This is a genomic window from Pantoea sp. LS15 (genome assembly GCF_012241585.1).
In the GTDB taxonomy this organism is placed as follows: Bacteria; Pseudomonadota; Gammaproteobacteria; order Enterobacterales; family Enterobacteriaceae; genus Enterobacter.
In genome coordinates this window covers 49,782-73,403 of sequence record NZ_JAAVXA010000008.1, presented here as the reverse complement: position 1 = coordinate 73,403, position 23,622 = coordinate 49,782, and the positions used below count along the sequence as shown (strand labels likewise).

23 protein-coding genes are annotated in these 23,622 nt (G+C 53.2%); 10 read left to right on the top strand and 13 right to left on the bottom strand.

Features of this window, described 5'->3' with window-relative positions; genetic code table 11:
- Window positions 1-15: 15 nt before the first annotated feature.
- From HED65_RS13500 to HED65_RS13485, 4 genes are all read right to left on the bottom strand, one after another.
- Complete coding sequence (locus HED65_RS13500; protein WP_024906604.1) at window positions 16-378, bottom strand: YibL family ribosome-associated protein; 363 nt, start codon at window positions 376-378, stop codon at window positions 16-18.
- Window positions 379-436: 58 nt separating this feature from the next.
- Entirely contained in the window at window positions 437-1,027 is a 591-nt protein-coding gene (mtlR, locus tag HED65_RS13495; protein ID WP_028018221.1) for a mannitol operon repressor MtlR, read from the bottom strand.
- The gene (mtlD, locus tag HED65_RS13490; RefSeq protein WP_114978956.1) at window positions 1,024-2,172 is read right to left on the bottom strand and encodes a mannitol-1-phosphate 5-dehydrogenase; all 1,149 of its coding nucleotides are present in this window, start codon (window positions 2,170-2,172) and stop codon (window positions 1,024-1,026) included. Before mtlD ends, mtlR begins: the two co-directional genes overlap by 4 nt.
- A gap of 108 nt (window positions 2,173-2,280) precedes the next feature.
- Window positions 2,281-4,188 (bottom strand): PTS mannitol transporter subunit IICBA, encoded by a 1,908-nt coding sequence (locus HED65_RS13485; protein WP_114978955.1) that lies wholly within the window; start codon window positions 4,186-4,188, stop codon window positions 2,281-2,283.
- Between the two features lie 658 nt (window positions 4,189-4,846).
- On the opposite strand from HED65_RS13485, the gene HED65_RS13480 reads away from it, so the two are divergent.
- The 7 genes from HED65_RS13480 (at window position 4,847) to aldB (ending at window position 13,326) form a co-directional block, all read left to right on the top strand.
- A complete protein-coding gene (locus tag HED65_RS13480) occupies window positions 4,847-5,203 on the top strand; it encodes a DUF3302 domain-containing protein (protein ID WP_114978954.1) in 357 nt (118 codons plus the stop codon).
- 2 nt (window positions 5,204-5,205) lie between these two features.
- Window positions 5,206-6,342 carry an HlyD family secretion protein gene (locus HED65_RS13475; protein ID WP_114978953.1) on the top strand — a complete coding sequence of 379 codons (1,137 nt, stop codon included), beginning with the start codon at window positions 5,206-5,208 and terminating at the stop codon, window positions 6,340-6,342.
- A 90-nt stretch (window positions 6,343-6,432) separates the two neighbouring features.
- Window positions 6,433-7,041 (top strand): glutathione S-transferase, encoded by a 609-nt coding sequence (locus HED65_RS13470; RefSeq protein ID WP_114978952.1) that lies wholly within the window; start codon window positions 6,433-6,435, stop codon window positions 7,039-7,041.
- A gap of 103 nt (window positions 7,042-7,144) precedes the next feature.
- Window positions 7,145-8,530 (top strand): L-seryl-tRNA(Sec) selenium transferase, encoded by a 1,386-nt coding sequence (gene selA, locus HED65_RS13465; protein ID WP_114978951.1) that lies wholly within the window; start codon window positions 7,145-7,147, stop codon window positions 8,528-8,530.
- Window positions 8,527-10,371, top strand: a complete 1,845-nt coding sequence (selB, locus tag HED65_RS13460) for a selenocysteine-specific translation elongation factor (protein WP_114978950.1) — start codon at window positions 8,527-8,529, stop codon at window positions 10,369-10,371. The genes selA and selB overlap by 4 nt, the downstream gene beginning before the upstream one ends.
- 179 nt (window positions 10,372-10,550) lie before the next feature.
- Window positions 10,551-11,702: an L-threonine dehydrogenase gene (gene yiaY, locus HED65_RS13455; RefSeq protein WP_114978949.1), complete on the top strand. Its 1,152-nt coding sequence runs from the start codon at window positions 10,551-10,553 to the stop codon at window positions 11,700-11,702.
- A gap of 85 nt (window positions 11,703-11,787) precedes the next feature.
- Window positions 11,788-13,326 carry an aldehyde dehydrogenase AldB gene (aldB, locus tag HED65_RS13450; protein ID WP_114978948.1) on the top strand — a complete coding sequence of 513 codons (1,539 nt, stop codon included), beginning with the start codon at window positions 11,788-11,790 and terminating at the stop codon, window positions 13,324-13,326.
- Here aldB and HED65_RS13445 read toward each other — a convergent pair.
- Window positions 13,323-14,288, bottom strand: coding sequence for a LysR family transcriptional regulator (locus HED65_RS13445; RefSeq protein ID WP_114978947.1), 966 nt, complete (start codon window positions 14,286-14,288; stop codon window positions 13,323-13,325). The two genes, aldB and HED65_RS13445, sit on opposite strands and share 4 nt — an antisense overlap.
- Window positions 14,289-14,405: 117 nt before the next feature.
- Here HED65_RS13445 and HED65_RS13440 point away from each other — a divergent pair, with 117 nt between their 5' ends.
- The 3 genes from HED65_RS13440 to HED65_RS13430 all read left to right on the top strand — a co-directional run bounded on the left by HED65_RS13440 (window position 14,406) and on the right by HED65_RS13430 (window position 15,964).
- Window positions 14,406-15,146, top strand: a complete 741-nt coding sequence (locus HED65_RS13440) for a MipA/OmpV family protein (RefSeq protein ID WP_049006241.1) — start codon at window positions 14,406-14,408, stop codon at window positions 15,144-15,146.
- Between the two features lie 210 nt (window positions 15,147-15,356).
- Complete coding sequence (locus HED65_RS13435; RefSeq protein WP_041911637.1) at window positions 15,357-15,542, top strand: type II toxin-antitoxin system HicA family toxin; 186 nt, start codon at window positions 15,357-15,359, stop codon at window positions 15,540-15,542.
- Between the two features lie 14 nt (window positions 15,543-15,556).
- Entirely contained in the window at window positions 15,557-15,964 is a 408-nt protein-coding gene (locus tag HED65_RS13430; protein WP_114978946.1) for a type II toxin-antitoxin system HicB family antitoxin, read from the top strand.
- A 79-nt stretch (window positions 15,965-16,043) separates the two neighbouring features.
- Here the strand turns inward: HED65_RS13430 and araD are convergent, their stop codons facing one another.
- Genes araD through yiaK form a run of 8 tightly spaced genes read right to left on the bottom strand, consistent with a single transcriptional unit; the run spans window position 16,044 to window position 23,600 of the window.
- The gene (gene araD / locus HED65_RS13425) at window positions 16,044-16,739 is read right to left on the bottom strand and encodes an L-ribulose-5-phosphate 4-epimerase (RefSeq protein ID WP_114978945.1); all 696 of its coding nucleotides are present in this window, start codon (window positions 16,737-16,739) and stop codon (window positions 16,044-16,046) included.
- Window positions 16,733-17,593 carry an L-ribulose-5-phosphate 3-epimerase gene (locus HED65_RS13420; RefSeq protein ID WP_114978944.1) on the bottom strand — a complete coding sequence of 287 codons (861 nt, stop codon included), beginning with the start codon at window positions 17,591-17,593 and terminating at the stop codon, window positions 16,733-16,735. Before HED65_RS13420 ends, araD begins: the two co-directional genes overlap by 7 nt.
- A gap of 2 nt (window positions 17,594-17,595) precedes the next feature.
- On the bottom strand, window positions 17,596-18,249 hold the full coding sequence (gene ulaD / locus HED65_RS13415) for a 3-keto-L-gulonate-6-phosphate decarboxylase UlaD (protein ID WP_114978943.1): 654 nt from the start codon (window positions 18,247-18,249) through the stop codon (window positions 17,596-17,598).
- Entirely contained in the window at window positions 18,246-19,751 is a 1,506-nt protein-coding gene (locus HED65_RS13410) for an FGGY-family carbohydrate kinase (RefSeq protein WP_114978942.1), read from the bottom strand. Before HED65_RS13410 ends, ulaD begins: the two co-directional genes overlap by 4 nt.
- A 56-nt stretch (window positions 19,752-19,807) precedes the next feature.
- Window positions 19,808-21,127 carry an MFS transporter gene (locus HED65_RS13405; RefSeq protein ID WP_114978941.1) on the bottom strand — a complete coding sequence of 440 codons (1,320 nt, stop codon included), beginning with the start codon at window positions 21,125-21,127 and terminating at the stop codon, window positions 19,808-19,810.
- A gap of 43 nt (window positions 21,128-21,170) precedes the next feature.
- Window positions 21,171-22,097 (bottom strand): DUF4862 family protein, encoded by a 927-nt coding sequence (locus HED65_RS13400; RefSeq protein ID WP_114978940.1) that lies wholly within the window; start codon window positions 22,095-22,097, stop codon window positions 21,171-21,173.
- A 26-nt stretch (window positions 22,098-22,123) separates the two neighbouring features.
- Window positions 22,124-22,591 (bottom strand): YhcH/YjgK/YiaL family protein, encoded by a 468-nt coding sequence (locus tag HED65_RS13395; protein ID WP_114978939.1) that lies wholly within the window; start codon window positions 22,589-22,591, stop codon window positions 22,124-22,126.
- Between the two features lie 10 nt (window positions 22,592-22,601).
- On the bottom strand, window positions 22,602-23,600 hold the full coding sequence (gene yiaK / locus HED65_RS13390) for a 3-dehydro-L-gulonate 2-dehydrogenase (protein WP_114978938.1): 999 nt from the start codon (window positions 23,598-23,600) through the stop codon (window positions 22,602-22,604).
- Between the last annotated feature and the right edge of the window lie 22 nt (window positions 23,601-23,622).

Genomic DNA, 23,622 nt, shown 5'->3' with positions numbered 1-23,622 from the left:
GGAGAGGGGGAATGATCAGAACGCGGTCTTACAAAAACCTGTCATCTCTTTCAGGCCCATTTCACGGCCCAGCTCGGTCATTGGGTGCACAACCACCAGACCACGAACACTTTTCTTAAGCTTGCCCATGTCGGCCTGCTCTTTTTTGGTGATCGCACGGCGGTGCGGCATGTTCATCAGCTTCTGCGCTTCTTTGCTCAGCTTCTGGCCTTTGACTTCGCGCAGGCGCTCGATTTCGGTTTCCAGCGTGGCGACTTCTTTTTCCAGCTCAGCGTACTTCTCGGCGGAATCGACCAGTGACAGGCCAGCCATCTGGTGACGGATCAGATCCAGACGGTCGCTCAGGCGTTTAATTTCGTTCTTTTCGACTTCTTTCATGACAAATAACTCTGAAAACGGGGAATTTACAGGGAAGGATACACCAATGTGAGCAGGCTTACTTCTGAAACGCTTTTTTTAAGCTGATTCGGGAAATCAGCTCAGTCAGGGAGAGAACCATTGTGGAGCGAACAACCTGTTGATAACGCAGCTTTTGCATCGCGTATAGTTCAGGATCACTGTTATCAAACTGAGGTGCAGGGGGAAGGGCAGTGACGCAATGCAACTCGCCGAAAGGTCCAAGGATCTCATCATCGGTAAAGGTGTACTCATTACCGTCATGATTTAACTCTTCGCGCAGCGCCATCAACAGCTCAGCGTCTTCATACTCTGGTCTGCTTAGCACACCAAGACCATAAATCAGCTTCAGACGCACTGAGAGATCGCCCAGCGGGCCGTCTCCGTCCAGTAACGGTTCTACAGCATATTTTACCGCGTAGTCGTCTTTGCGAAACACCTGAAGCACCAGGATATTCACCGCCTCGGTTAACAACTCGACGGCGGCAATCAGGAAGCTTCGTACGGTTTTGCCAGCATTCAGACGCTCAAGCACACGATTTTCAAAGGCCTGGGTTTGTTCCATTATTGCCTGCATATCTGACAATCTGTAATCAGGGCGCAGGGTTACCTGCGCCACACTCTGCATCATTTGGTTGCGTTGTATGCGTTAACCGCCTCCACAACCACGTCGCTGTTGGCATCCAGACCTGAAATCTGCGCCAGCGCAGCCTGCGCGCCTTTATCGTCAATCAGTTGAGCCAGTTCCTGCGCCTGCGGATCCTGCTCGCTGCGGTAGTGCATTGCGGCGGCAATCCCTTTCACCAGGTTGGTGTGCGGCAGGCTGTATTCCAGCGTGCCCAGCAGCGGTTTAATCAGGCGATCGCCCGCGCTCAGTTTGCGCAGGGGCTGACGGCCAACGCGCTCAACGTCATCTTTCAGATACGGGTTTTCAAAACGACCGAGGATTTTCTGGATGTATGCTGCATGTTTATCAGCATCAAAACCGTAGCGTTTGATCAGCACCGCGCCGCTCTCTTCCATTGCCCCTTTTACCACAGCGCGGATGTTCTCATCGAGAATCGCGTCACGGATGGTCTGATGACCGGCCAATTTTCCGAGGTACGCGGTTATAGCATGCCCGGTGTTCAGCGTGAAGAGTTTGCGTTCGACAAATGCCATCAGGTTATCAGTTAATTCCATTCCCGGAATGGTTGGCAGCGCACCTTTAAACTGTGTTTTATCGACGATCCACTCGCTGAAGGTTTCTACAGTTACTTCCAGCGGATCGTGGGTAGCGGATTCTGACGGCGGGACGATACGGTCAACGGCGGAATCAACAAACCCCACGTGCGCTTCAACCCAGGCTTTATCTTCGTCGGCAACAGCGGTGAGCACATGGCCTTTCAATTGCGTGGTGCCGCGCACCATGTTTTCACAGGCGATGATGTTCAGCGGGGTATCAATACCCTGCGCTTTACGTTTTGCGAGGCCTTTCGCCACCGCAGGAGCGATACGCTCAAGCACGACCGGACCCACAGCAGTGGTAACCAGGTCAACGCTGGCAATAAGGTCGATAACGTCGTCGCCAATGCTGCTTACGGCATTCACACCTGAAACCGTTTCAACCTGCTCGTTTTCTCCCACTACGTGAACCTGATAGCTATGACGGGCATTCAGGGCGTCTAGCACCACCTGGTTCACATCGGCGAATGTCAGCGTAATGCCCGCGTCTGCCAGCAGTTTGCCGATAAAGCCACGACCGATATTACCTGCGCCAAAATGTAATGCTTTCATAGTATTAACCTTCATCAATGTTTTTACCCGAGAGGGCTGGGGTGAGGAACCGCATAACTTTCCCCTCACCCTAGCCCTCTCCCCAGTGGGGAGAGGGGGGAAATGCGCTTACTTGTTCAGCAGTGCCAGTACTTCTTCCACGCTGCTGGTGCTGGCCAGACGCTCAATGACAGACTCATCATCCAGGGCGTTAGTCAGACTGGTAATCACCTGAATGTGCTCGTTGTTGCGAGCGGCGATACCAATCACCAGACGGGCGATGTCGTCTTCTTCTTCACCGAAGCGCACACCCTGCGGATACTGACAGAATACGACGCCGGTTTTCAGCACGCGATCTTTCGCTTCAACCGTACCGTGCGGAACCGCGATGGATTCACCCAGGTAGGTTGGCGTCAGTTTTTCACGTTCCAGCATCGCATCAACGTATTCAGGTTGAACGTAGCCACCTTTCACCAGTTGCTCACCGGCAAAGCGAATCGCCTCTTCTTTGTTGGTCGCAGTACGACCGAGGAAGATGTTCTCCGCACCCAGTTTGAACAGGTGGGCGTTGCTCTCGTCGAAACTGTCCTGCAGGCTGGAACGCACTTTCACTTCGTTGTCTTCGTGACGCTGTGCGGCAACCAGACGCTCAGTCAGGTTGGTGTACAGGCCGCTGTCGAGGAAGTTGGTCAGCGAAATATGCTGTGCCTGTGGAACCTGACGCATGGCGCGTTCGGTCAGATCGCGGTGCGTGATAACCAGGTCCACATCTGGTGGCAGGCTGTTGATGGCACTGTTGGTCACAGAGATGTTAGTCAGACCCGCATCCTGCACTTTCTTACGCAGCACACCTGCACCCATTGCGCTGGAACCCATACCGGCGTCACAGGCAACGATGATTTTACGCACGTGGCTCAGGTCGTTAGAGACATCACCAGCCGCCAGCGGTGTAGCGCCTTTGGATTCCGCTTTCATGTCGTGCATACGACGGGTAGCCGCTTCGATATCATCATCTTCTTTCACTTTGCTGGTTTTCAGCAGGATAGAAGAGACCACGAAGGAGACCGCCATTGCTGCACAGATAGCCGCGATGTTTGCGAAGTAAGCCCCTTTTGGCGTCATCGCCAGTACCGCCAGGATAGAACCCGGAGACGCCGGAGAAACCAGACCACCGCCCAGCACGCTCAGGGTGAACACACCGGTCATACCGCCGAGGATAACGGCCAGGATCAGACGCGGATTCATCAGCACGTACGGGAAGTAAATTTCGTGGATACCACCCAGGAAGTGAATGATAGCCGCACCGCCAGCAGACTGCTTCGCGCTACCGCGACCAAAGAACATGTACGCCAGCAGAACACCCATACCTGGGCCCGGGTTCGCTTCAATCAGGAAGAAGATGGATTTGCCGAGGTCATGAGACTGCTGAATACCCAGCGGTGAGAAGATACCGTGGTTGATGGCGTTGTTAAGGAACAGGATTTTCGCCGGTTCAACAAAGATAGACGCCAGCGGCAGCATGTCGTGCGCAACCATGAAGTTAACGCCTGCTGCCAGAATTTTGGACAGCACTTCAACCGCAGGGCCAATGCCGAGAAACGCCAGAATCGCCAGGATCATACCAATGATGCCTGCGGAGAAGTTGTTCACCAGCATTTCGAAGCCAGAGCGAATCTTACCGTCTACCCAGGAATCAAAGTGTTTGATTGCCCAACCACCCAGAGGACCCGCAATCATTGCGCCAAGGAACATTGGCATATCTGCACCGACAATCACACCCATGGTGGTGATTGCACCCACTACACCGCCACGGTCACCGCCCACCAGACGACCACCGGTGAAACCGATGAGCAGCGGCAGCAGATAAGTAATCATTGGGCCAACAAGTTTCGCCAGCGTTTCGTTAGGCAACCACCCTGTCGGAATGAATAATGCGGTGATGATACCCCACGCGATAAACGCGCCGATATTTGGCATCACCATGTTGCTGAGGAAACGACCAAAGCTTTGTACTTTGATCTTGAAATCGGATGACATAAAACACCCCTTCTTCTGTTTACGCTTAGGCTTGCGGCCCGAGGTTTATTGTTAATGTGAGGCGGCAGAGGTAGCCGGGCCCTGTTCATGCTGTGAAATCTGGCACTGAATCGTTCAACTGTCCAGATGACGAAAATTTGTGTGATGCGTGTCACGTAAAGGTAGGGGGTGTGGATATCAATGAAGTGATCTAAATCACAAAATAAGCGGACAAAAAAAATACGATGACGAAAAATGGAGCAGAAAGCACCCTTTTTTGTGAGTTTTGTCACATTTGATTGTGGCGGGTTTGTCTCTGTATTGTGATGTCATTCACAAAATATTTTTATGCAGATTTCTCCGGCTGTGATCCTCAACAAATTCTGTCTTGTGATTTAGCGTCAGGATGGCATGAGGCGACACAGAAAGCTAAAAAACCACTTTTCATATGTGGTATGGCGAAAAGTTAAAACGTGGATTACGCTCATATTGTAAGGTTAAGTCTATTATTATTCAGGTTATATTTTGACACGTTTATAAACTTGCATGGAGATATTATAAAAATCCATACTCCCCGGCTGCTGAAAATAGCAAGTGATTACTGTTTTTATAAAAAACTAATTAGGCTGCGTATTGTTTTATTAATTTAATGAGTTGACGTTTTTTAAGTGAGGAGAATATGTTTCTCAACTATTTTGCGCTGGGCGTATTGATTTTTGTTTTCCTGGTCCTTTTTTACGGCGTCATCGCCATTCATGACATCCCGTATAATATGGCCAAAAAGCGTAACCATCCCCATGCCGATGCGATTCATACGGCAGGATGGATCAGCCTGTTTACGCTCCATGCCATTTGGCCGTTCCTGTGGATCTGGGCCACGCTGTACCGTGAAGATCGCGGCTGGGGGATGCAGAACCACATCGTGAAGCCTGATGAGGTTCCCGGTATGGATGAACTGACCAAACGCGTGGCGGAGCTTGAACAAAAGCTGGCAGCGGTAAAACCCACTGCTGATAAGAACACGCTGGAGCACTAATCATGGATCTGTTGATTATTCTGACCTATGTGGCATTTGCCTGGGCTATCTTTAAAATATTCCGTATTCCCGTTAACCAGTGGACGCTCGCCACCGCGACATTAGGCGGGATATTTATTGTTGCGGGACTAATCCTGCTAATGAACTATAACCACCCGTATACCTTTACGGCTCAAAAGGCGGTTATTTCTATTCCGATTACGCCGCAGGTTACCGGGGTGGTCAGTGAAGTGACTGATAAAAATAATCAGCTCATTAAAAAGGGTGAAGTGTTATTTAAACTTGATCCAGGTCGCTATCAGGCGCGTGTAGACAGACTCCAGGCTGACCTGGTGACTGCGACGCACAATATCGACAACCTTAAGGCACAACTGTCGGAAGCGGTCGCCAATACCACGCGGGTGTCTGCGGAACGCGATCGTCTGTATAAAGATTATCAGCGCTACCTGAAAGGCAGCCAGGCAAAGGTTAACCCGTTCTCTGAAAGCGATATCGACAATGCGCGTCAGAACTATCTGGCACAAGATGCGCTGGTTAAAGGCTCTGTAGCCGAACAGACACAAATCCAGACTCAGTTAGACAGCATGGTTAACGGTGAGCAATCTCAGGTTGCCTCTCTGCGTGCTCAGCTTGCCGAAGCCAAATACAACCTGGAACAGACAGTGGTGCGTGCGCCAAGCAATGGCTATATCACCCAGGTGCTGATTCGTCCGGGGACCTATGCCGCGGCGCTGCCTCTGCGTCCGGTTATGGTCTTTATCCCGGAACAGAAACGTCAGATTGTGGCGCAGTTCCGTCAGAACTCATTGCTGCGTCTGAAACCGGGTGATGAGGCCGAAGTGGTGTTCAATGCCCTGCCGGGGCAGGTCTTCTCAGGTAAGCTCACCAGCATTCTGCCGGTGGTGCCGGGAGGATCATATCAGGCTCAGGGTGCGTTGCAGTCTCTGACGGTAACGCCGGGTACGGATGGCGTGCTGGGGACTATCGAGCTTGACCCGAATGCTGATGTAGATGCACTGCCAGACGGTATTTATGCCCAGGTGGCGGTTTATTCGGACCATTTCGCTCATGTTTCGGTGATGCGTAAAGTGCTGCTGCGTATGACCAGCTGGATGCACTATCTCTACCTCGATCACTAATCCTTTCAGGGCAGGAATGCGACATGCATACCTGCCCTTTTTTCGTTGCTTGATCCATACTGATTTTTTTCCGGCATCAAGGATCAGGCAATGAAACTCATCGGTAGCTACACCAGTCCCTTCGTGCGAAAAATCTCGATTCTCCTGCTGGAGAAAGGGATTGAATTTGAATTCGTCAATGAACAGCCTTACAACGCCGAAAACGGCGTCGCGCAGTACAACCCGCTAGGTAAAGTCCCGGCACTGGTGACGAACGAGGGTGAATACTGGTTTGATTCCCCGATTATTGCGGAGTACATCGAGCTGCTGGGCGTCGCCCCGGCAATGCTACCGGCTGACCCGAAAGCGGCGCTGGCTGTGAAGCAAATTGAAGCCCTGGCCGATGGCATTATGGATGCGGCGTTAACTTCCGTACGCGAGCAGGCAAGACCCGCCGCCCAACAGTCGGAAACAGAACTGCTACGCCAGCGTGAAAAAATCAGCCGCAGCCTGGATATGTGTGAGCAGCTCATCCGGGAGGGAAAAATCCAGCCCGACAGAGTGGATCTGGCGACGATTGCGATCGCCTGTGCCATCGGTTATCTCAACTTCCGTCATGTTTCCCCTGGCTGGTGCGTCGACCGCCCGTTGCTGGTAAAACTAGCCGAAACGCTTTTTAGCCGTGAGAGTTTTGCCCGCACCGAACCGCCAAAGGCTTGATGCGGGTTATAACACTTCGCTGCCGGAGGCGGTACAATCCCTCCACATGTTAACTCCCTCTCCCGTCGGGAGGGGGGATGATATTTACTCGCCAGGCGCTTTCATGACTACTCATCATTCGCTGTACAGCCAGATTCCTGCTACCGACCGTCTTCTTCGCGAACCTCGTATTCATGCTGCAGTTGAGCGTTTCGGCCATACCGCGACGGTTGACATGTTACGTCTGCTTCAGGACGAAGCCCGACACCACATTCAGGCAGAAAACACATTGCCTGAATGGTGCGCGGCGTGGGAACAGGAAGTTGAAAAGCGTCTGGATGAGAAAACGCAAAGCGCACTTCGTCCGGTGATTAACCTGACGGGTACGGTACTGCACACCAACCTGGGGCGCGCGCAACAGGCGGAAGAGGCGGTTGCTGCGGTCGTGCAGGCCATGCGAATGCCTGTGACGCTGGAGTACGATCTGGACGGTGCAGGGCGCGGACATCGTGATCGCGCACTGGCGGACCTTCTCTGCCAGCTGACCGGTGCGGAAGATGCCTGCATTGTGAATAACAACGCCGCGGCGGTGCTGTTAATGCTGGCGGCCACCGCCAGCGGCAAAGAGGTGGTGGTTTCCCGTGGCGAGCTGGTGGAGATTGGCGGTGCGTTTCGCATTCCGGACGTGATGCGTCAGGCAGGCTGTTCGCTGCATGAAGTGGGCACCACTAACCGCACTCATGCGAAAGATTATCGCGCGGCGGTGAATGAAAATACCGCCCTGCTGATGAAGGTTCATACCAGCAATTACAATATTGAAGGTTTCACCAAAACCGTTGAAGAAGCTGAACTGGCGGCGATTGGACGCGAGCTGAATATACCGGTAATTGCCGATCTCGGTAGTGGTTCCCTGGTCGATCTCAGCCAGTACGGTTTGCCAAAAGAGCCGATGCCACAAGAGATGATTGCGGCGGGTGTCAGCCTGGTGAGCTTTTCTGGCGACAAACTGCTGGGGGGACCGCAGGCGGGGATCATTGTGGGTAAGCGCGAGCTGATTGCACAGTTGCAGCAGCATCCGCTCAAGCGAGCCCTGCGCGCGGATAAAATGACGCTCGCGGCACTGGAAGCGACATTGCGGCTCTATCTGCATCCGGAGAAACTGGCTGACCGCCTGCCTACGCTGCGTCTGCTAACCCGGGATGCTGCTTCAATTCGTGCTCAGGGTGAATTGCTGTTACCCCGCGTTGCCCCGCATTACCCTGATTTTGACGTTCGCATTGAACCTTGCCAGTCGCAGATTGGCAGCGGTTCATTGCCAGTGGACAGACTACCGAGCGAAGCGCTCACGTTCACCCCGCGTGACGGGCGCGGTAGCCACCTTGAAACCCTGTCGTTGCGCTGGCGCGCGTTGCCGACGCCGGTTATCGGGCGGATTTACGACGGCAGAATGTGGCTGGATCTACGCTGTCTTGAAGATGAAGAGCGATTTCTGGAGATGTTGTTGAAATGATTATTGCCACCGCCGGTCACGTTGACCACGGAAAAACCACGTTATTACAGGCGATTACAGGTGTAAATGCCGATCGACTTCCGGAAGAGAAAAAGCGCGGCATGACCATCGATCTGGGCTATGCCTACTGGCCTCAGCCTGATGGTCGTGTACTGGGTTTTATTGATGTTCCGGGGCATGAAAAGTTTCTTTCAAACATGCTGGCGGGCGTGGGGGGTATCGATCATGCCCTACTGGTGGTGGCCTGTGATGACGGTGTAATGGCGCAAACGCGCGAGCATCTGGCGATCCTCCAGTTGACGGGCAACCCGCAGCTAACCGTTGCGCTGACCAAAGCCGATCGCGTAGATGAGGCGCGCATCAGTGAAGTGCGCGAAACGGTACAGGCGACCTTACGTGAATATGGTTTTGCTGATGCGCCGCTTTTTGTCACTGTAGCGACTGAAGGTCGCGGTATCGACGATCTTCGCCGCCATTTGCAGCAATTGTCATCGCGCGATCACGCCAGCCATCATCGTTTCCGTCTGGCGATTGATCGGGCGTTTACTGTTAAAGGTGCGGGTTTGGTCGTCACGGGTACGGCGCTAAGCGGCGAAGTGAGAGTGGGTGACAGTTTATGGTTGACGGGCGTTAACAAACCGATGCGTGTGCGTGGTTTACATGCGCAAAACCAGCCCGTAGAGCATGCTCATGCCGGGCAGCGAATCGCACTTAATATTGTCGGTGATGCGGAAAAAGACCAGCTTAACCGTGGTGACTGGCTGCTGGCTGGCACCCCTCCAGAACCGTCTGAGCGCGTGATCGTCTCTCTGCAGACGCACTTGCCGCTGACTCAATGGCAACCGCTGCATATTCACCACGCGGCCAGCCATATTACCGGACGCATCTCGCTGCTGGAAAACGACCTTGCCGAGCTGGTTTTCGATTCGCCACTCTGGCTTGCAGATAATGACCGTCTGGTTCTGCGTGATATTTCAGCGCGGGAAACGCTGGCCGGGGCGCGGGTGGTGACACTCCACTCACCGCGACGTGGCAAGCGTAAACCTGAGTATCTGCATTGGCTGGCTGCGCTGGCGCAGACGACGGATGATAAAACAGCGCTGCTGGTTCATCTTGAACGTGGTGCGGTGAATCTTGCTGATTTTGCATGGGCTCGCCAGTTGAGTGAAGAAGGTTTACGTCAGCTGACCCAGGAGCCGGGATTTATTCAGGCTGGCAACAGTCTGCTGAACGCTCCGGTGGCGGCACACTGGCAGCGTAAAATATTGAACACGCTTGCGACTTACCATGAACAGCATCAGGATGAACCGGGCCCCGGCCGCGAGCGTCTGCGACGCATGGCGCTGCCGATGGAAGACGATGCGCTGGTGCTGCTGTTGATTGAAAATATGCGCGAAACGGGGGTGATTAAAAGTCACCACGGTTGGCTGCATCTGCCGGATCACAAAGCCGGGTTTACCGCTGAGCAAGAGGCAGTATGGCAAAAAGTGGCATCACTGTTTGGCGATGAGCCATGGTGGGTTCGCGACCTGGCCCGCCAAACGAACACTGACGAGCAAGTGATGCGCCAGGTATTGCGCCATGCGGCTCAGCAGGGGCTTATCGTCGCGATCGTGAAAGATCGTTATTACCGTAACGATCGCATTGTTGCGTTTGCTAACTTGATCCGCGAGCTGGATCAGGAACGAGGCTCTACCTGTGCAGCCGATTTCCGCGACCGGTTGAATGTTGGCCGCAAGCTGGCGATCCAGATCCTGGAATATTTCAATCGTATCGGGTTTACCCGTCGTCGTGGGAATGATCATTTATTACGCGATTCACTATTATTTCCGCAAACATAAAGCAGGAATTAATACAAAAATAGAATAGATAGAAAGAGATTTAAATATTAATTCACACCTTCGTAGGATTAAATTTATTCAACCTGCGAAGGTCTTCGCAAAATCATATTTTTGATCATGTTTTTTGCGTAATCTTTACCTTATGCTGCCGACAATTTTTATCTCTTTGAGGAAATATCATGGCTGCATCCGTATTTTATATTCCTTCCGTGAATATTATTGGTTCTGATTCATTAGACACCGCAATGGATACCATGCGCGACTACGGCTGGCGCCGCGCGCTGATTGTCACCGATACCATGCTGAGCAAGCTGGGTATGGTCGCCAGTATTCAACATGCTCTGAAAGAACGTGATATTTCCAGCGTTGTGTATGACGGCACGCACCCTAATCCGACGACAGCAAATGTGGCGGCAGGTCTGGAAATATTAAAAGCAAATCAGTGTGACTGTATTATTTCACTGGGTGGCGGTTCGCCTCACGATTGTGCAAAAGGTATTGCGCTGGTGGCAGTGAACGGCGGTGATATTCGTGATTATGAAGGTGTCGATCGCTCTGCAAAACCACAATTGCCGATGATTGCGATTAATACTACCGCGGGTACGGCGTCGGAAATGACGCGTTTCTGTATTATTACTGATGAGACGCGTCATATTAAAATGGCGATAGTGGATAAGCACGTTACGCCAGTACTGTCCGTTAACGATTCCTCGCTCATGTCAGGAATGCCACCCTCACTGACAGCGGCAACCGGTATGGATGCCCTGACGCATGCGATTGAAGCGTATGTGTCTGTGGCGGCCACACCTATTACTGATGCCTGTGCGCTGAAAGCGGTGACGATGATTAGTGAAAACCTGGTACATGCCGTTGAAGATGGCAGTAACGCACAGGCGCGTGAAGCGATGGCCTATGCACAATTCCTCGCTGGCATGGCGTTTAACAATGCTTCACTAGGCTATGTACACGCGATGGCACATCAGTTGGGTGGTTTCTACGATCTGCCGCATGGCGTCTGTAATGCTGTACTGCTTCCGCACGTTCAGGTGTTTAACAGCAAGGCGGCGGCGGGGCGTCTGCGCGACTGTGCAAAAGCCATGGGCGTGGATGTGAGTGGGATGACCGACATGCAGGGGGCGCAGGCCTGCATCGTTGAGATCCGTGCGCTTGCCCGCAAGGTCAATATCCCGGCGGGCCTTCGCGAACTGAACGTCAAAGAGGAAGATATTCCGGTCCTGGCAATCAATGCGCTGAAGGATGCCTGTGGGTTCACTAACCCGGTTCAGGCGACCCATGAAGAGATAATGGAAATTTATCGCGCCGCGATGTGACCCTTGTCGTAAACCCGTCACCGGCTGGCGAGAAAATCGTCAGCCGGGACTACCCTTGTTGTACACCAACAGCAAGGAGACGGTCATGACAAACAATCCTCCCTCATCGCGTATCCAGCCTGGCGAGTATGGTTTTCCCCTCAAGCTGAAACCCCGTTATGACAACTTTATTGGCGGCGCCTGGGTGGCTCCCGTCGACGGCGAATACTATTCCAACCTGACTCCCGTTACCGGCCAACCGCTGTGTGAAATAGCCAGCTCCGGTAAGCGTGATATCGATCTGGCGCTGGATGCGGCGCATAAAGCGAAAGATAAATGGGGCCATACTTCCGTCCAGGACCGGGCGGCCCTCTTGTTCAAAATCGCCGACCGGATGGAGCAAAATCTGGAGCTGCTGGCGACGGCAGAAACCTGGGATAACGGCAAGCCTATCCGGGAAACAATGGCGGCAGATGTGCCGCTGGCCATTGACCACTTCCGCTATTTTGCTTCCTGTATTCGTGCTCAGGAGGGCGGAATTAGTGAGGTCGACAGCGATACCGTGGCGTATCACTTCCACGAACCTTTGGGCGTGGTGGGGCAAATCATTCCGTGGAACTTCCCGCTGCTGATGGCGAGCTGGAAAATGGCACCTGCGCTGGCTGCCGGGAACTGTATTGTGCTAAAACCAGCGCGCCTGACCCCGCTGTCGGTCCTGTTATTGATGGAGGTGATTGGCGATCTGTTGCCACCGGGGGTGGTCAACGTGGTGAACGGTGCCGGAGGTGAAATTGGTGAATATCTGGCAACCTCAAAACGTATCGCCAAAGTGGCATTTACCGGGTCGACGGAAGTGGGTCAGCAGATCATGCAGTACGCCACGCAGAACATCATTCCGGTAACGCTGGAACTGGGGGGGAAATCCCCGAATATCTTCTTTGCGGACGTGATGGATGAAGAAGATGCCTTCTTCGATAAAGCCCTGGAAGGGTTTGCTCTGTTTGCCTTCAATCAGGGGGAAGTGTGCACTTGCCCGAGCCGGGCGCTGGTTCAGGAATCTATTTACGAGCGCTTTATGGAGCGCGCGATCCGTCGTGTGGAGTCTATCCGCAGCGGTAACCCGCTTGATAGTGTCACCCAGATGGGCGCGCAGGTCTCTCATGGGCAACTGGAAACGATCCTCAACTATATTGATATCGGCAAGAAAGAAGGGGCAGATATTCTGACTGGTGGCCGCCGTAAAGTGCTCGGTGGGGATCTGCAGGAAGGGTATTATCTTGAGCCGACGATCCTGTTCGGTAAGAACAATATGCGAGTCTTCCAGGAGGAAATTTTCGGACCGGTTCTGGCAGTGACGACCTTCAAAACGATGGAGGAGGCACTGGAAATTGCGAATGACACACCGTATGGCCTGGGGGCGGGTGTCTGGAGCCGCAATGGAAATCTGGCTTATAAAATGGGAAGAGGCATTCAGGCCGGGCGCGTATGGACTAACTGCTACCATGCCTATCCGGCGCATGCGGCATTTGGTGGTTATAAGCAATCTGGCATCGGGCGTGAAACGCATAAGATGATGCTGGAGCATTACCAGCAGACAAAATGTCTACTGGTCAGTTATTCCGATAAACCTCTGGGACTGTTCTAATCACTCAGCTCAGGTCGTCCATGGGCGGCCTGAGCAATTTGCTGGCGCAGGCAGTTTAGTACGCCATCCAGGACGTATTGCACACGCCAGGGCTGATATTCACGCTTGCGGAATATCGTCGTCAGGTCGAGCCACCACTCCTCCTGATGCGGGAAGCAAGGGACTAACATGCCCTGCGTTAATTCTTTTTTCAGACTCTCTTTGGGAGCAAAAACAATTCCAAGATTATTTCTCGCCAGTTCCAGAGCCGTCTGGGTATTGTCGCAAATATAGTTTCCGGTCACTCTGTAATCATGGACCTCATCGCTACCATGCACGCGGAAACGCCAGATGTTTGCATCATCAACCAGCATGGAGTCTATAAGAATACAGGAGTGGTTAATTAAATCTTCAGGTCCCGTTAAGGGGTGTTTATTTAAATACTCTTTGGTTGCAAATGCTGTAACCGAATATTTTGTTAAAACACTCGCAACCAGACTTTCGTCTTTTGGTTGCGCATAGGTAATTAAAATATCGCAGTCATCCGGAAAGGAAACACCTTCTGAATATTCATTACGATCCAGGTTGTACGTTTTCAGGGAGATGCGGATATCACCGATGTCCTCTATCTTGTGGATCACGTGTCGCGCGAGGTAGGTCACAATGCCCGTTGGGGCATAGATTGTGACTTTCCCACGTTTTTCATGCTTATAATCGGCAATAAAATTAACAAGTTGGCTGTTTTTGTCCAGCGAAGCGTTAATGTAAGGGAGTAATGCTTCACCAAACTGGGTTAGGGCCAGTTGGCGAGTGGTGCGCTCAAAAACCTTGAGTCCAACCCGTGTTTCAAAATCAGACAGATATTTACTGACGTTGGCCTGCGCCATACCCAGCAGGGCGGCGGCATCACCAATGCTGTGGGTTGCTGCGATGACGGATATAATTTTTAATTCGCGTGGCTTTAGTTGTAATTTACTCATCATGCACACCAATCTATATGCTTTTATATATAATATTATATAAAGTGCAGCGTTGCATTGACAAATTTGTAACCATTATTATTCGCCTCGCTTGTTTGGCGTTTAAATGGATTACATGTAATGACTATTAAATACAATTTACTCATCGCTGCCACGTTATTTGCAACATCATCTGCAATGGCCGGTGACTTTTCACTTGGAGCGGGGGCTGTATTTAATGAGTCTCCTTACAAAGGATATAACGAAAATACTACCGCAGTACCGTTAATTAGCTACGAAGGCGATCGTTTCTACGTGCGCCAGACCACAGGAGGGTGGATCCTGTGGAAAGATGAAAAAAATGAATTCAGCCTGACTGCATCCTGGATGCCGCTCCACTTTGATCCTGATGACAACGACGACCATCAGATGAAAAAGCTTGATGAGCGAAAAGCCTCTGCCTTCCTCGGTGGTGCATACTACCGCCATGAAAGCTGGGGTTCGCTGAAAGTGGCGGTCTCTGGTGATGCCACGGATGAAAGCGGCGGCGTGATCGGTGAGGTATCCTACTTCCGTCCAATCCGTATGGAACGCCTGACACTGACGCCATCTGTCGGTATTTTCTATAGCGATGAGAGCTATAACGACTACTACTACGGGGTATCCGGCAGTGAGTCTCGTCGTTCAGGTCTGGACGAATACACCGCGGGTGACAGCTGGACGCCATACGTTGGTCTGGCGGCTAAATATCAGTTAACCCAGAAACTGTTCCTTAACGCCAGCGCGGTTTATACCGTGTTACCTGATGACGTGAAGAACAGCCCAATGATCGACCGTGACGACAGCTTTGCGCTGATGACCGGCCTGACCTGGCGTTTCTGATGCGATAAAGCCGGGTGGCGGCTTCGCCTTACCCGGCTTACGATAGCCCCTGCATTTTTATCTGCAATCGACTGTAATCCTCTTTTCTTTTCCCGATGCTTCTTCCTGTTCCGACAAAAGCGGCTGCACTGATATTTCTCAATACGCTAATGTGATTCGACCCGGTAGCGATGGTGTGTGTCATGTGTATAATCATGGAAGGATTGGGATGTGAAAAGTGCGGATGTGATTACTGTTCTGATCGGCCATGGCTGGAAATGTGTCAGAACGAAAGGAAGCCATCATCAGTTTCGCCATCCCGAACAGAAAGGGCTGGTTACTGTCCCACATCCTAAGAAGGATATTAAACCGGGCACTCTCGCGCAGATCTGGCGGCAGGCGGGGATTAAACACTGATATCAGGAGTAGTTATGTTTTATCCGGCTTACATTCATTCTGACTCAGACGGAAGTGCCAGCGGTTTTTTCCCTGACGTTCCAGGTTGTTTTTTTGCAGGTGTTTCCCTGGATGAGGCTTTTCAGGATGCTCGTGATGCTCTCACAGCACACTTCGAAGCGTTGTTTGAAGTGGAGGAAGCATTGCCTCTTCCGGGTAATGTTGAAACACATCTGGAAAGTCGTCCTGATGACTTCATTGGTGGGCAATGGCTGCTGGTGGACATTGATATGAAACAGTTTGATGGCAGGGCAGAGCGTATCAACATCACCATGCCCCGTCGTTTACTGGTAAAGATTGATTCCTTTGTCAGTGAACATCCTCAGTTTAGCAACCGAAGCGCATTTCTGGCTGAGGCAGCACGTCGCGTGCTGCCCCGGTAAAAATTAATTATACAGAGCTGCTGTTGCTTTCAGGATATCTGCAAAGGAATAGATATCATCGACTGTCGTTATTGGGTGATTACTGCCCGTAATAGGCATTCGCCCCGTGCTTGCGCAGATAGTGCTTATCCAGCAACTCCTGTTGCATCACCGGGAGCTGCGGTGCCAGCTGGCGTGAAAACAGGCCCATACAGGCGCACTCTTCCAGCACCACCGCGTTGTGTACTGCATCAGCCGCATTTTTTCCCCAGGCAAACGGACCGTGAGAATGGACCAGCACTGCCGGAATTTGCATCGGGTTTAAGTCGCGCTCCTCGAATGTTTTGATGATCACTTCACCCGTCTGATATTCGTATTCCCCGGCTATTTCAGCTTTGGTCATCAGCCGTGTGCAGGGGATCGCACCATAAAAGTAGTCGGCATGCGTGGTGCCCCAGGCAGGTAAATCCAAACCCGCCTGCGACCAGATTGTGGCGTGGCGGGAATGCGTATGGACGATGCCGCCAATCTCAGGGTAACGACGATACAACGCAAGATGCGTTGGCGTGTCGGATGACGGTTTTTTGCTGCCTTCGACTACCGCACCCGTGGCAATATCAACTACCACCATATCGTTTGCGGTCATCACGTCATACTCTACGCCGGAGGGTTTGATCACCATCAGCCCGCTTTCGCGATCGACCGCGCTCACATTACCCCAGGTAAATGTCACCAGCTGGTGGGCGGGAAGCGCCAGGTTTGCTGCCAGCACTTCAGCTTTGAGTTGTTCTAACATGTCATGCCTCCTTCCTGCATACGGGCTTCAATCCAGCGACGCGCCTGGATGATTTCCAGTACGGGCTCTTTTGCTTTTTCAGTCCACATTTCAATCAGAAACGCGCCGCGATAGTTCAGTTGGTTAAGCGTGTTAAAGACGCCAACAAAATCAACGCAGCCTTCGCCAAACGGCACATCGCGGAACTGTCCCGGGCTGTGTTCAGTGACAGGTTGGGTATCTTTCAGGTGGATTGCGGCAATACGGTCAATGCCCAGCGTCAGCTCGGCGGTGACATCGTTGCCCCACGCGCTCAGGTTGCCGACATCCGGGTAAACGCTAAACCACGGCGAAGCGAGCATGTCGTCCCACTTTTTCCATTTGCTGATGGAATTCATAAAGTCGGTGTCCATGATCTCCACTGCCAGCATCACCTGTGCTGCAGCGGCTTGTTCCACCGCCCACGCCAGCCCTTCTGCGAAGCGTTGTTGAGTGCCTTCATCATGTTCTTCGTAATAGACGTCATAACCTGCAAGCTGAATGGTGCGGATACCTAAATCACGCGCCAGCCTGATGGCTTTGGTCATGATTTCGCGCGCGCGCTCGCGCACGGCTTCATCGCGGCTGCCAAACGGGAAACGACGGTGGGCAGATAAGCACATGGATGGAATCGCTACGCCGGTTTCCAGCATGGCTTCAACCAGCGATGCACGCTGCGTGGTGCTCCACTCAAGACGTGACAGACGTTCGTCAGTTTCATCAACCGACATTTCGACAAAATCAAACCCGCAGCTTTTCGCCAGCACCAGACGTTCCGGCCAGGTGAGATCTTTCGACAGCGCTTTTTCGTAAATACCTAACGGATGCTGACGCATGGTTACTCTCCCCAGATGTCGCGGATTTGTGAATGAAATGCCTGTGCCACCTGTGATGGGTGTTCTGCCCCTGCCAGTGCTCGCCCGGCAATAAAGGCTTTGACGTTGATCTGCTTAAACAGCGGCAGGTCGGCAGGAGTGATCCCGCCGGTAATCGAAAGCTGCAACCCGATGTCAGAGAGCGCTTTCATTTTCGCGAGATCCGCTTCGCCCCACTGCTGACCACTCGCCTGCGCGTCGCGCCCGCGGTGATAGATAGCCTGTTTCACCCCGATGTGATGCCATGCGCGGGCATCGTCCAGCGTCCAGTTGCCAAACAGCTCCATCTGGATTTCTCCCCCGCAGCGCAGTGCGACCTCGTGGCCTCGCTCAACGGTTGCCAGCGGGGCGGCGCAGATGATGGTCATCCAGTTTGCGCCCGCGCCAAATGCCTGCTCAGCCAGCGTTTCTCCGGCATCGGCGACTTTCCAGTCCGCCACGATGATTTTGTCCGGGCACTGCTCGCGAAGGGTACGTACGGCCGGTAAACCCTCAGTAAGACACAGAATGGTGCCCGCCTCGACGATATCAACGTGATCCGCAAGCAAAGCCACATCGCGCTGGGCGGCCTGAAGTGAGGTATGGTCGAGCGCCAGCTGCAGTAATGGTCGGCTCATAGGTCGTACTCCTTAATACGGGCGTGATAGCCCTGAAGTGCTGAAATCAGTAACTGGTAACGGTGATATTTGCGCTGGTAGGCCGCATGGGCGTGCATGTCGGGTTCAATCACCCTGATGTCGTGTTTGAGGGTGAGCTGCGCAGCGTGGAAATCGGGGTAGACGCCGGTGCCTACCAGCGCCGCCAGCGCCGCGCCGGAGCAGCCGGTCTCTTCCACCTGCGGCAGCTCAATCGCCAGGCCGCTGACGTCGGCGAGCATTTGCATCCACACGTCCGAATGGGTCGGGCCACCCGTGACGCGCAGCGCCTGCACCTGGGTAAAGCGCTCAAGCATGCGGTTGAGGTGGGTCATGTGGCTGAACACCACGCCCTCGTAAACGGCCTGCAGAAGATGCGCGCGGGTATGTAGCGCCTGCATGCCGTAAAAACCGCTGGTCATCTCCAGCCCGGCGTTGCTGCCGTAGAGGAACGGCAGGAAGAACAGATCGCTTTCCGCTTTCGGCAGGCTGGCGACGGCATGGTTGATTTCATCGAATGACATATCGCCCCATTGGGCAGTGAGCCACTCAAGATTGCCGGATGAAGTCGGGCTGGCTTCATGAACGATGTACTGCTGCGGGTGGACGTAACGGCCATACACATAGGGGAACGGCTCGTTGTCACGAAGCGCATTGGCAATCCCGCTGGTCACGGCCCAGGTACCCATCACGGCGTTAAGCGTATTTTCGTCCTGCAGCCCGGCGCAGATCGCGGTGGAAACCACATCAAACAGTCCACCAACGACGGGCGTGCCCGCCGCGAGACCGGTAAGTGCGGCTGCCTGAGCGGTGATTTCCCCGCAAATTTCTGCTGAGCCGACAATCGGCGGCAGTGCGCCTTCTATTTCGCTGATTCCGAGCCAGCGTGTCAGCAGTGGATCGTACTGACCGGTGCTCATGTTGTAGAGATTGGACTCCGAGATATTGCTCTCTTCGCAGCCTTTTTTCCCCGTCAAACACCAGCGCAGGTAGTCGTGCGCCATCATCACGCAGCCAATTTGCTGATAACGCTGCGGTTCGTTCTCTTTAACCCAGCGCAGGAGCGAAGCCGGATGCCCGGTCCACAGCGTCTGGCGCGTGTGCGGGTAGAGTTTCTCGGGAATGCCGTCCTGCTGCCAGCGCTGTACAATCTCCAGTGCCCGACGGTCAGAGGAGAGCATGGCGTTGCCCAGCGGTTGATCCTGTTTATCAAGCAGAAACAGCCCTTTGCCCTGGGCCGAAATACCGACACCTTTGATCTGCTCGCCATCGACTCTGGCGTTTTTGAGCAGTAGTGCGACGGTTGTGTGGCAGTGCTGCCAGAGCTGGTGCATATCCCGTTCAGCATAGCCAGGGCGTGGGCTGAGAGTGGCAACCGAACGGCGCTCAATACAGACCTCTTTTCCCTGACGGGTGTACAAACCAGCTTTAAGATAAGTACCGCCACAATCGATACCCAGCCAGAAGGGCTCTTTTTCACTCATCTTTGATTCTCTTGTGTTGCTCCCTCTCCCCGTGGGAGAGGGCTAGGGTGAGGGCATCAGGCCGCACGTTTATGTGAATTCACCGAGGGATTCGGCTCAGCTCCGGCATCGCATTTCGCCGGTAACAGCAGAGCCAGCAGCGAGGCCAGTGCCAGAGACACCGCCAGGCAGTAAACCCCTGCGTCTTTGCTGTACAGCGTGATCAGTACACCCACCGCATACGGGCCGCAGAAGCCACCGAGGTTACCCAGCGCGTTAATGACACCGCGTGCACCGCCCGCCATTTCGGCGCTAAACAGACGCGCCGGAATAGTCCAGAACACGCCCGCAGCGGACTGCAGGAAGAACCCGCAACCTACCAGCGCGGCATAGGCCAGCCAGGTGTTCGCCTTTAGCGCGACGGAAAGGAACATGCAGAGTGCAAAGCCAATCAAGGGGAGAGAGACAAACAACTTGCGCTTGCCGGTACGGTCAGAGAGAGACGAGAACAAGAACATGCCCGCAATGGCGCCGATGTAAGGCAGAATGGCGAGCATCCCTACCTGGCCGATGCTGGTGTGTGTCAGCTCTTTCAGGATGGTTGGCAGCCAGAGGGTGTAACCGTAAATTCCGGTCTGGTAGAAGAAGTTCAGGGCGATCAACTGCCACATGGTTTTGTCGGACAGTACTGCGCTCAGTGAGGCGTTTTTCACCTCTTTACCGGCAATCGCCTGCTGTTCCGCCGCGAGCGTTTTCACCAGGTAGTTTTTCTCGGCTTCCGATATCCAGCGGGCTTCTTGTGGACGGTCATACACGGTGAAGGCCCAGAGCACCAGAACAACAATGGACATCAGCCCTTCAATGATGAACAGCCAGCGCCAGTCGAGCGCGGTGATGATCCAACCCGACAACGGTGCTGTGATGATCCCGGCGATGGGCACAAACATAATCACAATCGCGTTGGCACGGCCACGTTCGGCATCCGGGAACCAGTTACTGATCATCGTCAGCACAACGGGTAGCATCCCGCCTTCCGCCACACCCAGTAAGAAGCGCAACACCAACAGCTGATACTGGTGGGTAACAAGGCCGGTCAGGACTGAAATCACCGCCCAGGCGACCAAAGACCAGCCGATAAACTTCTTACCACTGCCATGAACAGCAATCTTGCCGCCGGGAACTTGCAGGAACAGATAGCCGATAAAGAAGATACCGCCCGCCAGGCCAGCCATTGTGGCGGATATACCTAATTCTTCATCCATACCACCTGGCATCGCAAACGCAATATTCACTCGGTCCATATAAGAAATAATGCAGGCGATAAGAATAGGGGGAATGATTCTTAACCAGCGCTGGCGCGGAATATCAGCATGTAGAGCATGAGAGGTCGTGTTCATATTTAATATCTCAGTAAATGTAACCGGAATAAGATTTTTATTTTTATTGTGTCGCTTTATTCATGGCGCTAATGCCGTCGCGCAAAATGGCAATGCGATGGCTGACGTCAGCATTAACATTTATTTCCAGTAATTTAATACCGGAGAATTTCAATGTTGCGGCGCTCGCCGCAGTAAAGAGTGTTTTTGCGTGTTCAGTGGTCATTAAACTGTCGGCGCAGAACGAAGAAAACGGTGCATGGAGATCCTGCCAGTCACCGTATTCACCGGTTGCTGTTGTCCCGGAGAACATCAGCGCGCTGAGTTTTTCGGCGTTGAGTGCGGTTTGAACATGCTCAAGCGGAAGGGCAGTGTTACGACCTTCGATGGCCGAGCGCGCCCAGTTAATGCACACGCTGATATCCGTTTCTTTTACCACCTCCAGTACCTGTTTCAGGGGTAAAAAACCCTTACGCGGTGCGGGGCCGGTCATGGCATCGCAGTGCTCAAGAACCAGATCGCATGACCAGTTCCAACCTGCTATTTCACGAATGGAGCGAGAGAATGCCTCAGTGGCTTGTTCGACAGAGGCATTACCCGCCTGCGGTGCTGCCTGCATCTCCAGGGCGATCACTTTCCCGGGATAACGGGCATTCACGGCGTCAATTTTCTGGTGTAGATGGCGATAGAATTCGACGCAGGCCTTACGCTGTTGCTCGTCGGCGGAGGCCAGACCGAACGCGCCGTTGGTACCACGGCGGCGCATGGTTTCCATCACTGCCGTCACCACGATTTGCCAGTCCCCTGGCGTATGACGGAACAGCCATTCATCACCAAACGGATGCAGGTTTTCAAGGCAAGGTTGTTCCAGCCCACGGATGTTGGGTGTGTCGGAAAGTTCCCGCCAGAAGGTTTGTTCTTCTTGTTCCCCTTTCTGGTGAAACGAAGGTGCGCAGGGGTACGCACCAATAATAAAACCGGTGTTGGTCATTTCGCATTCCTGTATTTATCAGAAAATTAATTCAATTCACTGATTGCCACTTTCACCACAATTTTACGAATTGTGGATTCTTTGTTCTTAATACAGGCAGGACGGTGGACATCCTGCGGGAAAAATATGGCATAACTGCCAGGTATCATTTCGATAAAGGATTCATTTTCGCTGGCGTGATAAAAAACAATATCCCGCTGTTCCAGTAATGATTCGCTTATTTTGTTGGTGCCGGTATCTATAGCGATACCGATTTTCTCTTCACCCCATGCCAGAAACTGTATATCCAGATAACGACGGTGTACTTCCGGGCGATTCTCATGCCACGCTTTGGTGGTGAGATCGATCACCTGGGCAAAGATGTTGCGTCCCTCAATTTCAACAACGCCCGGCTCCAGTGCCGTGAAGTCCGTGGTGCGCAGAAAATCGAGCGCCTTTTCAATCGCCTGTGGGAGACGGCACGGATTTGGCTGTGAAATATGTCCGAATATCATCGTCCACTCCTTACAGGGCCTGGATTTTCGCCCACACGCTGTCATCGACCGTGATGCCATTACGGCGGTTCTCTTCCTGCAGGCGGGTGAATTCATGTCCCGGCAGACGAATGGCGACGTTTTCATCGGACCGCTCAGCGTTGGTGATGAAGTCCATGATACGCTGCAGTTTGGCATCACGGGTCGGGCCGTCGATCAGGCGGTCGACCTCGATGGCGATAAAGATCTGCGATACACCATACTCGTCGCTGTTGTCCTGCGTCACTTCCGCTACGGAAGAACCATTGGAAAGCAGGGTAGCGATCATATCCAGTACGATAGACAGACCTGATCCTTTCCAGTAGCCCATTGGCAAAATGCGGCGGTTTTTCTCAATGACGCCGGGTTCACGGGTGAGATTACCCTCGTCGTCAAACCCGCCATCAACCGGCAATTCGCGCCCGGCCAGGCGATTCACTTCCAGCATGCCGTAGGAGAACATCGACATTGACATGTCGACCATGGTGATTGGGTTGGAGGGAATCGCAACGATTAGCGGGTTGGTGCCGATGCAGCATTCTTTTGATCCCCACGCGGGCATCACGGCAATGGAGTTGGTCCAGCAAATTCCAATATAACCCTTCTCCGCCGCCTGCCAGCCGTAGCTACCGCCGCGCATCCAGTGGTTAGCGTTACGCAGAGCCACCAGGCCGATACCGTGATCGGATGCCAGCTCCGTGGCGCGATCCATCATTTTCTTCGCTGTCAGGTTGCCGATGGAGCGCTGAGCATCCCATTGCTCAATGGCGCCTAATGACGTTACTCGTTTTGGCAGAGCGTCAGGAATGATGTCACCAGCTTCAAGTTGCTGAATAAAACGCGGGAAACGGTTCACGCCGTGTGAATAGACGCCGGATTCTGTGGTGCGGGCAAACATCTCCGCACAGGCATCTGCGGCGTCAGCTTTTACGCCGCGATCGAGCAGGACCCGATTAAACGCCGCTTTCAACTCTTCAAAGGTCACTTTCATCCCTGTTCTCCTGTTCATTTTA

What these genes read in the sequence shown, in the direction of transcription:
- HED65_RS13500 (WP_024906604.1), bottom strand. Translation starts at nt 378, where the DNA reads ATGAAAGAAGTCGAAAAGAACGAAATTAAACGCCTGAGCGACCGTCTG.
- mtlR (WP_028018221.1), bottom strand. Translation starts at nt 1,027, where the DNA reads ATGATGCAGAGTGTGGCGCAGGTAACCCTGCGCCCTGATTACAGATTG.
- mtlD (WP_114978956.1), bottom strand. Translation starts at nt 2,172, where the DNA reads ATGAAAGCATTACATTTTGGCGCAGGTAATATCGGTCGTGGCTTTATC.
- HED65_RS13485 (WP_114978955.1), bottom strand. Translation starts at nt 4,188, where the DNA reads ATGTCATCCGATTTCAAGATCAAAGTACAAAGCTTTGGTCGTTTCCTC.
- HED65_RS13480 (WP_114978954.1), top strand. Translation starts at nt 4,847, where the DNA reads ATGTTTCTCAACTATTTTGCGCTGGGCGTATTGATTTTTGTTTTCCTG.
- HED65_RS13475 (WP_114978953.1), top strand. Translation starts at nt 5,206, where the DNA reads ATGGATCTGTTGATTATTCTGACCTATGTGGCATTTGCCTGGGCTATC.
- HED65_RS13470 (WP_114978952.1), top strand. Translation starts at nt 6,433, where the DNA reads ATGAAACTCATCGGTAGCTACACCAGTCCCTTCGTGCGAAAAATCTCG.
- selA (WP_114978951.1), top strand. Translation starts at nt 7,145, where the DNA reads ATGACTACTCATCATTCGCTGTACAGCCAGATTCCTGCTACCGACCGT.
- selB (WP_114978950.1), top strand. Translation starts at nt 8,527, where the DNA reads ATGATTATTGCCACCGCCGGTCACGTTGACCACGGAAAAACCACGTTA.
- yiaY (WP_114978949.1), top strand. Translation starts at nt 10,551, where the DNA reads ATGGCTGCATCCGTATTTTATATTCCTTCCGTGAATATTATTGGTTCT.
- aldB (WP_114978948.1), top strand. Translation starts at nt 11,788, where the DNA reads ATGACAAACAATCCTCCCTCATCGCGTATCCAGCCTGGCGAGTATGGT.
- HED65_RS13445 (WP_114978947.1), bottom strand. Translation starts at nt 14,288, where the DNA reads ATGATGAGTAAATTACAACTAAAGCCACGCGAATTAAAAATTATATCC.
- HED65_RS13440 (WP_049006241.1), top strand. Translation starts at nt 14,406, where the DNA reads ATGACTATTAAATACAATTTACTCATCGCTGCCACGTTATTTGCAACA.
- HED65_RS13430 (WP_114978946.1), top strand. Translation starts at nt 15,557, where the DNA reads ATGTTTTATCCGGCTTACATTCATTCTGACTCAGACGGAAGTGCCAGC.
- araD (WP_114978945.1), bottom strand. Translation starts at nt 16,739, where the DNA reads ATGTTAGAACAACTCAAAGCTGAAGTGCTGGCAGCAAACCTGGCGCTT.
- HED65_RS13420 (WP_114978944.1), bottom strand. Translation starts at nt 17,593, where the DNA reads ATGCGTCAGCATCCGTTAGGTATTTACGAAAAAGCGCTGTCGAAAGAT.
- ulaD (WP_114978943.1), bottom strand. Translation starts at nt 18,249, where the DNA reads ATGAGCCGACCATTACTGCAGCTGGCGCTCGACCATACCTCACTTCAG.
- HED65_RS13410 (WP_114978942.1), bottom strand. Translation starts at nt 19,751, where the DNA reads ATGAGTGAAAAAGAGCCCTTCTGGCTGGGTATCGATTGTGGCGGTACT.
- HED65_RS13405 (WP_114978941.1), bottom strand. Translation starts at nt 21,127, where the DNA reads ATGAACACGACCTCTCATGCTCTACATGCTGATATTCCGCGCCAGCGC.
- HED65_RS13400 (WP_114978940.1), bottom strand. Translation starts at nt 22,097, where the DNA reads ATGACCAACACCGGTTTTATTATTGGTGCGTACCCCTGCGCACCTTCG.
- HED65_RS13395 (WP_114978939.1), bottom strand. Translation starts at nt 22,591, where the DNA reads ATGATATTCGGACATATTTCACAGCCAAATCCGTGCCGTCTCCCACAG.
- yiaK (WP_114978938.1), bottom strand. Translation starts at nt 23,600, where the DNA reads ATGAAAGTGACCTTTGAAGAGTTGAAAGCGGCGTTTAATCGGGTCCTG.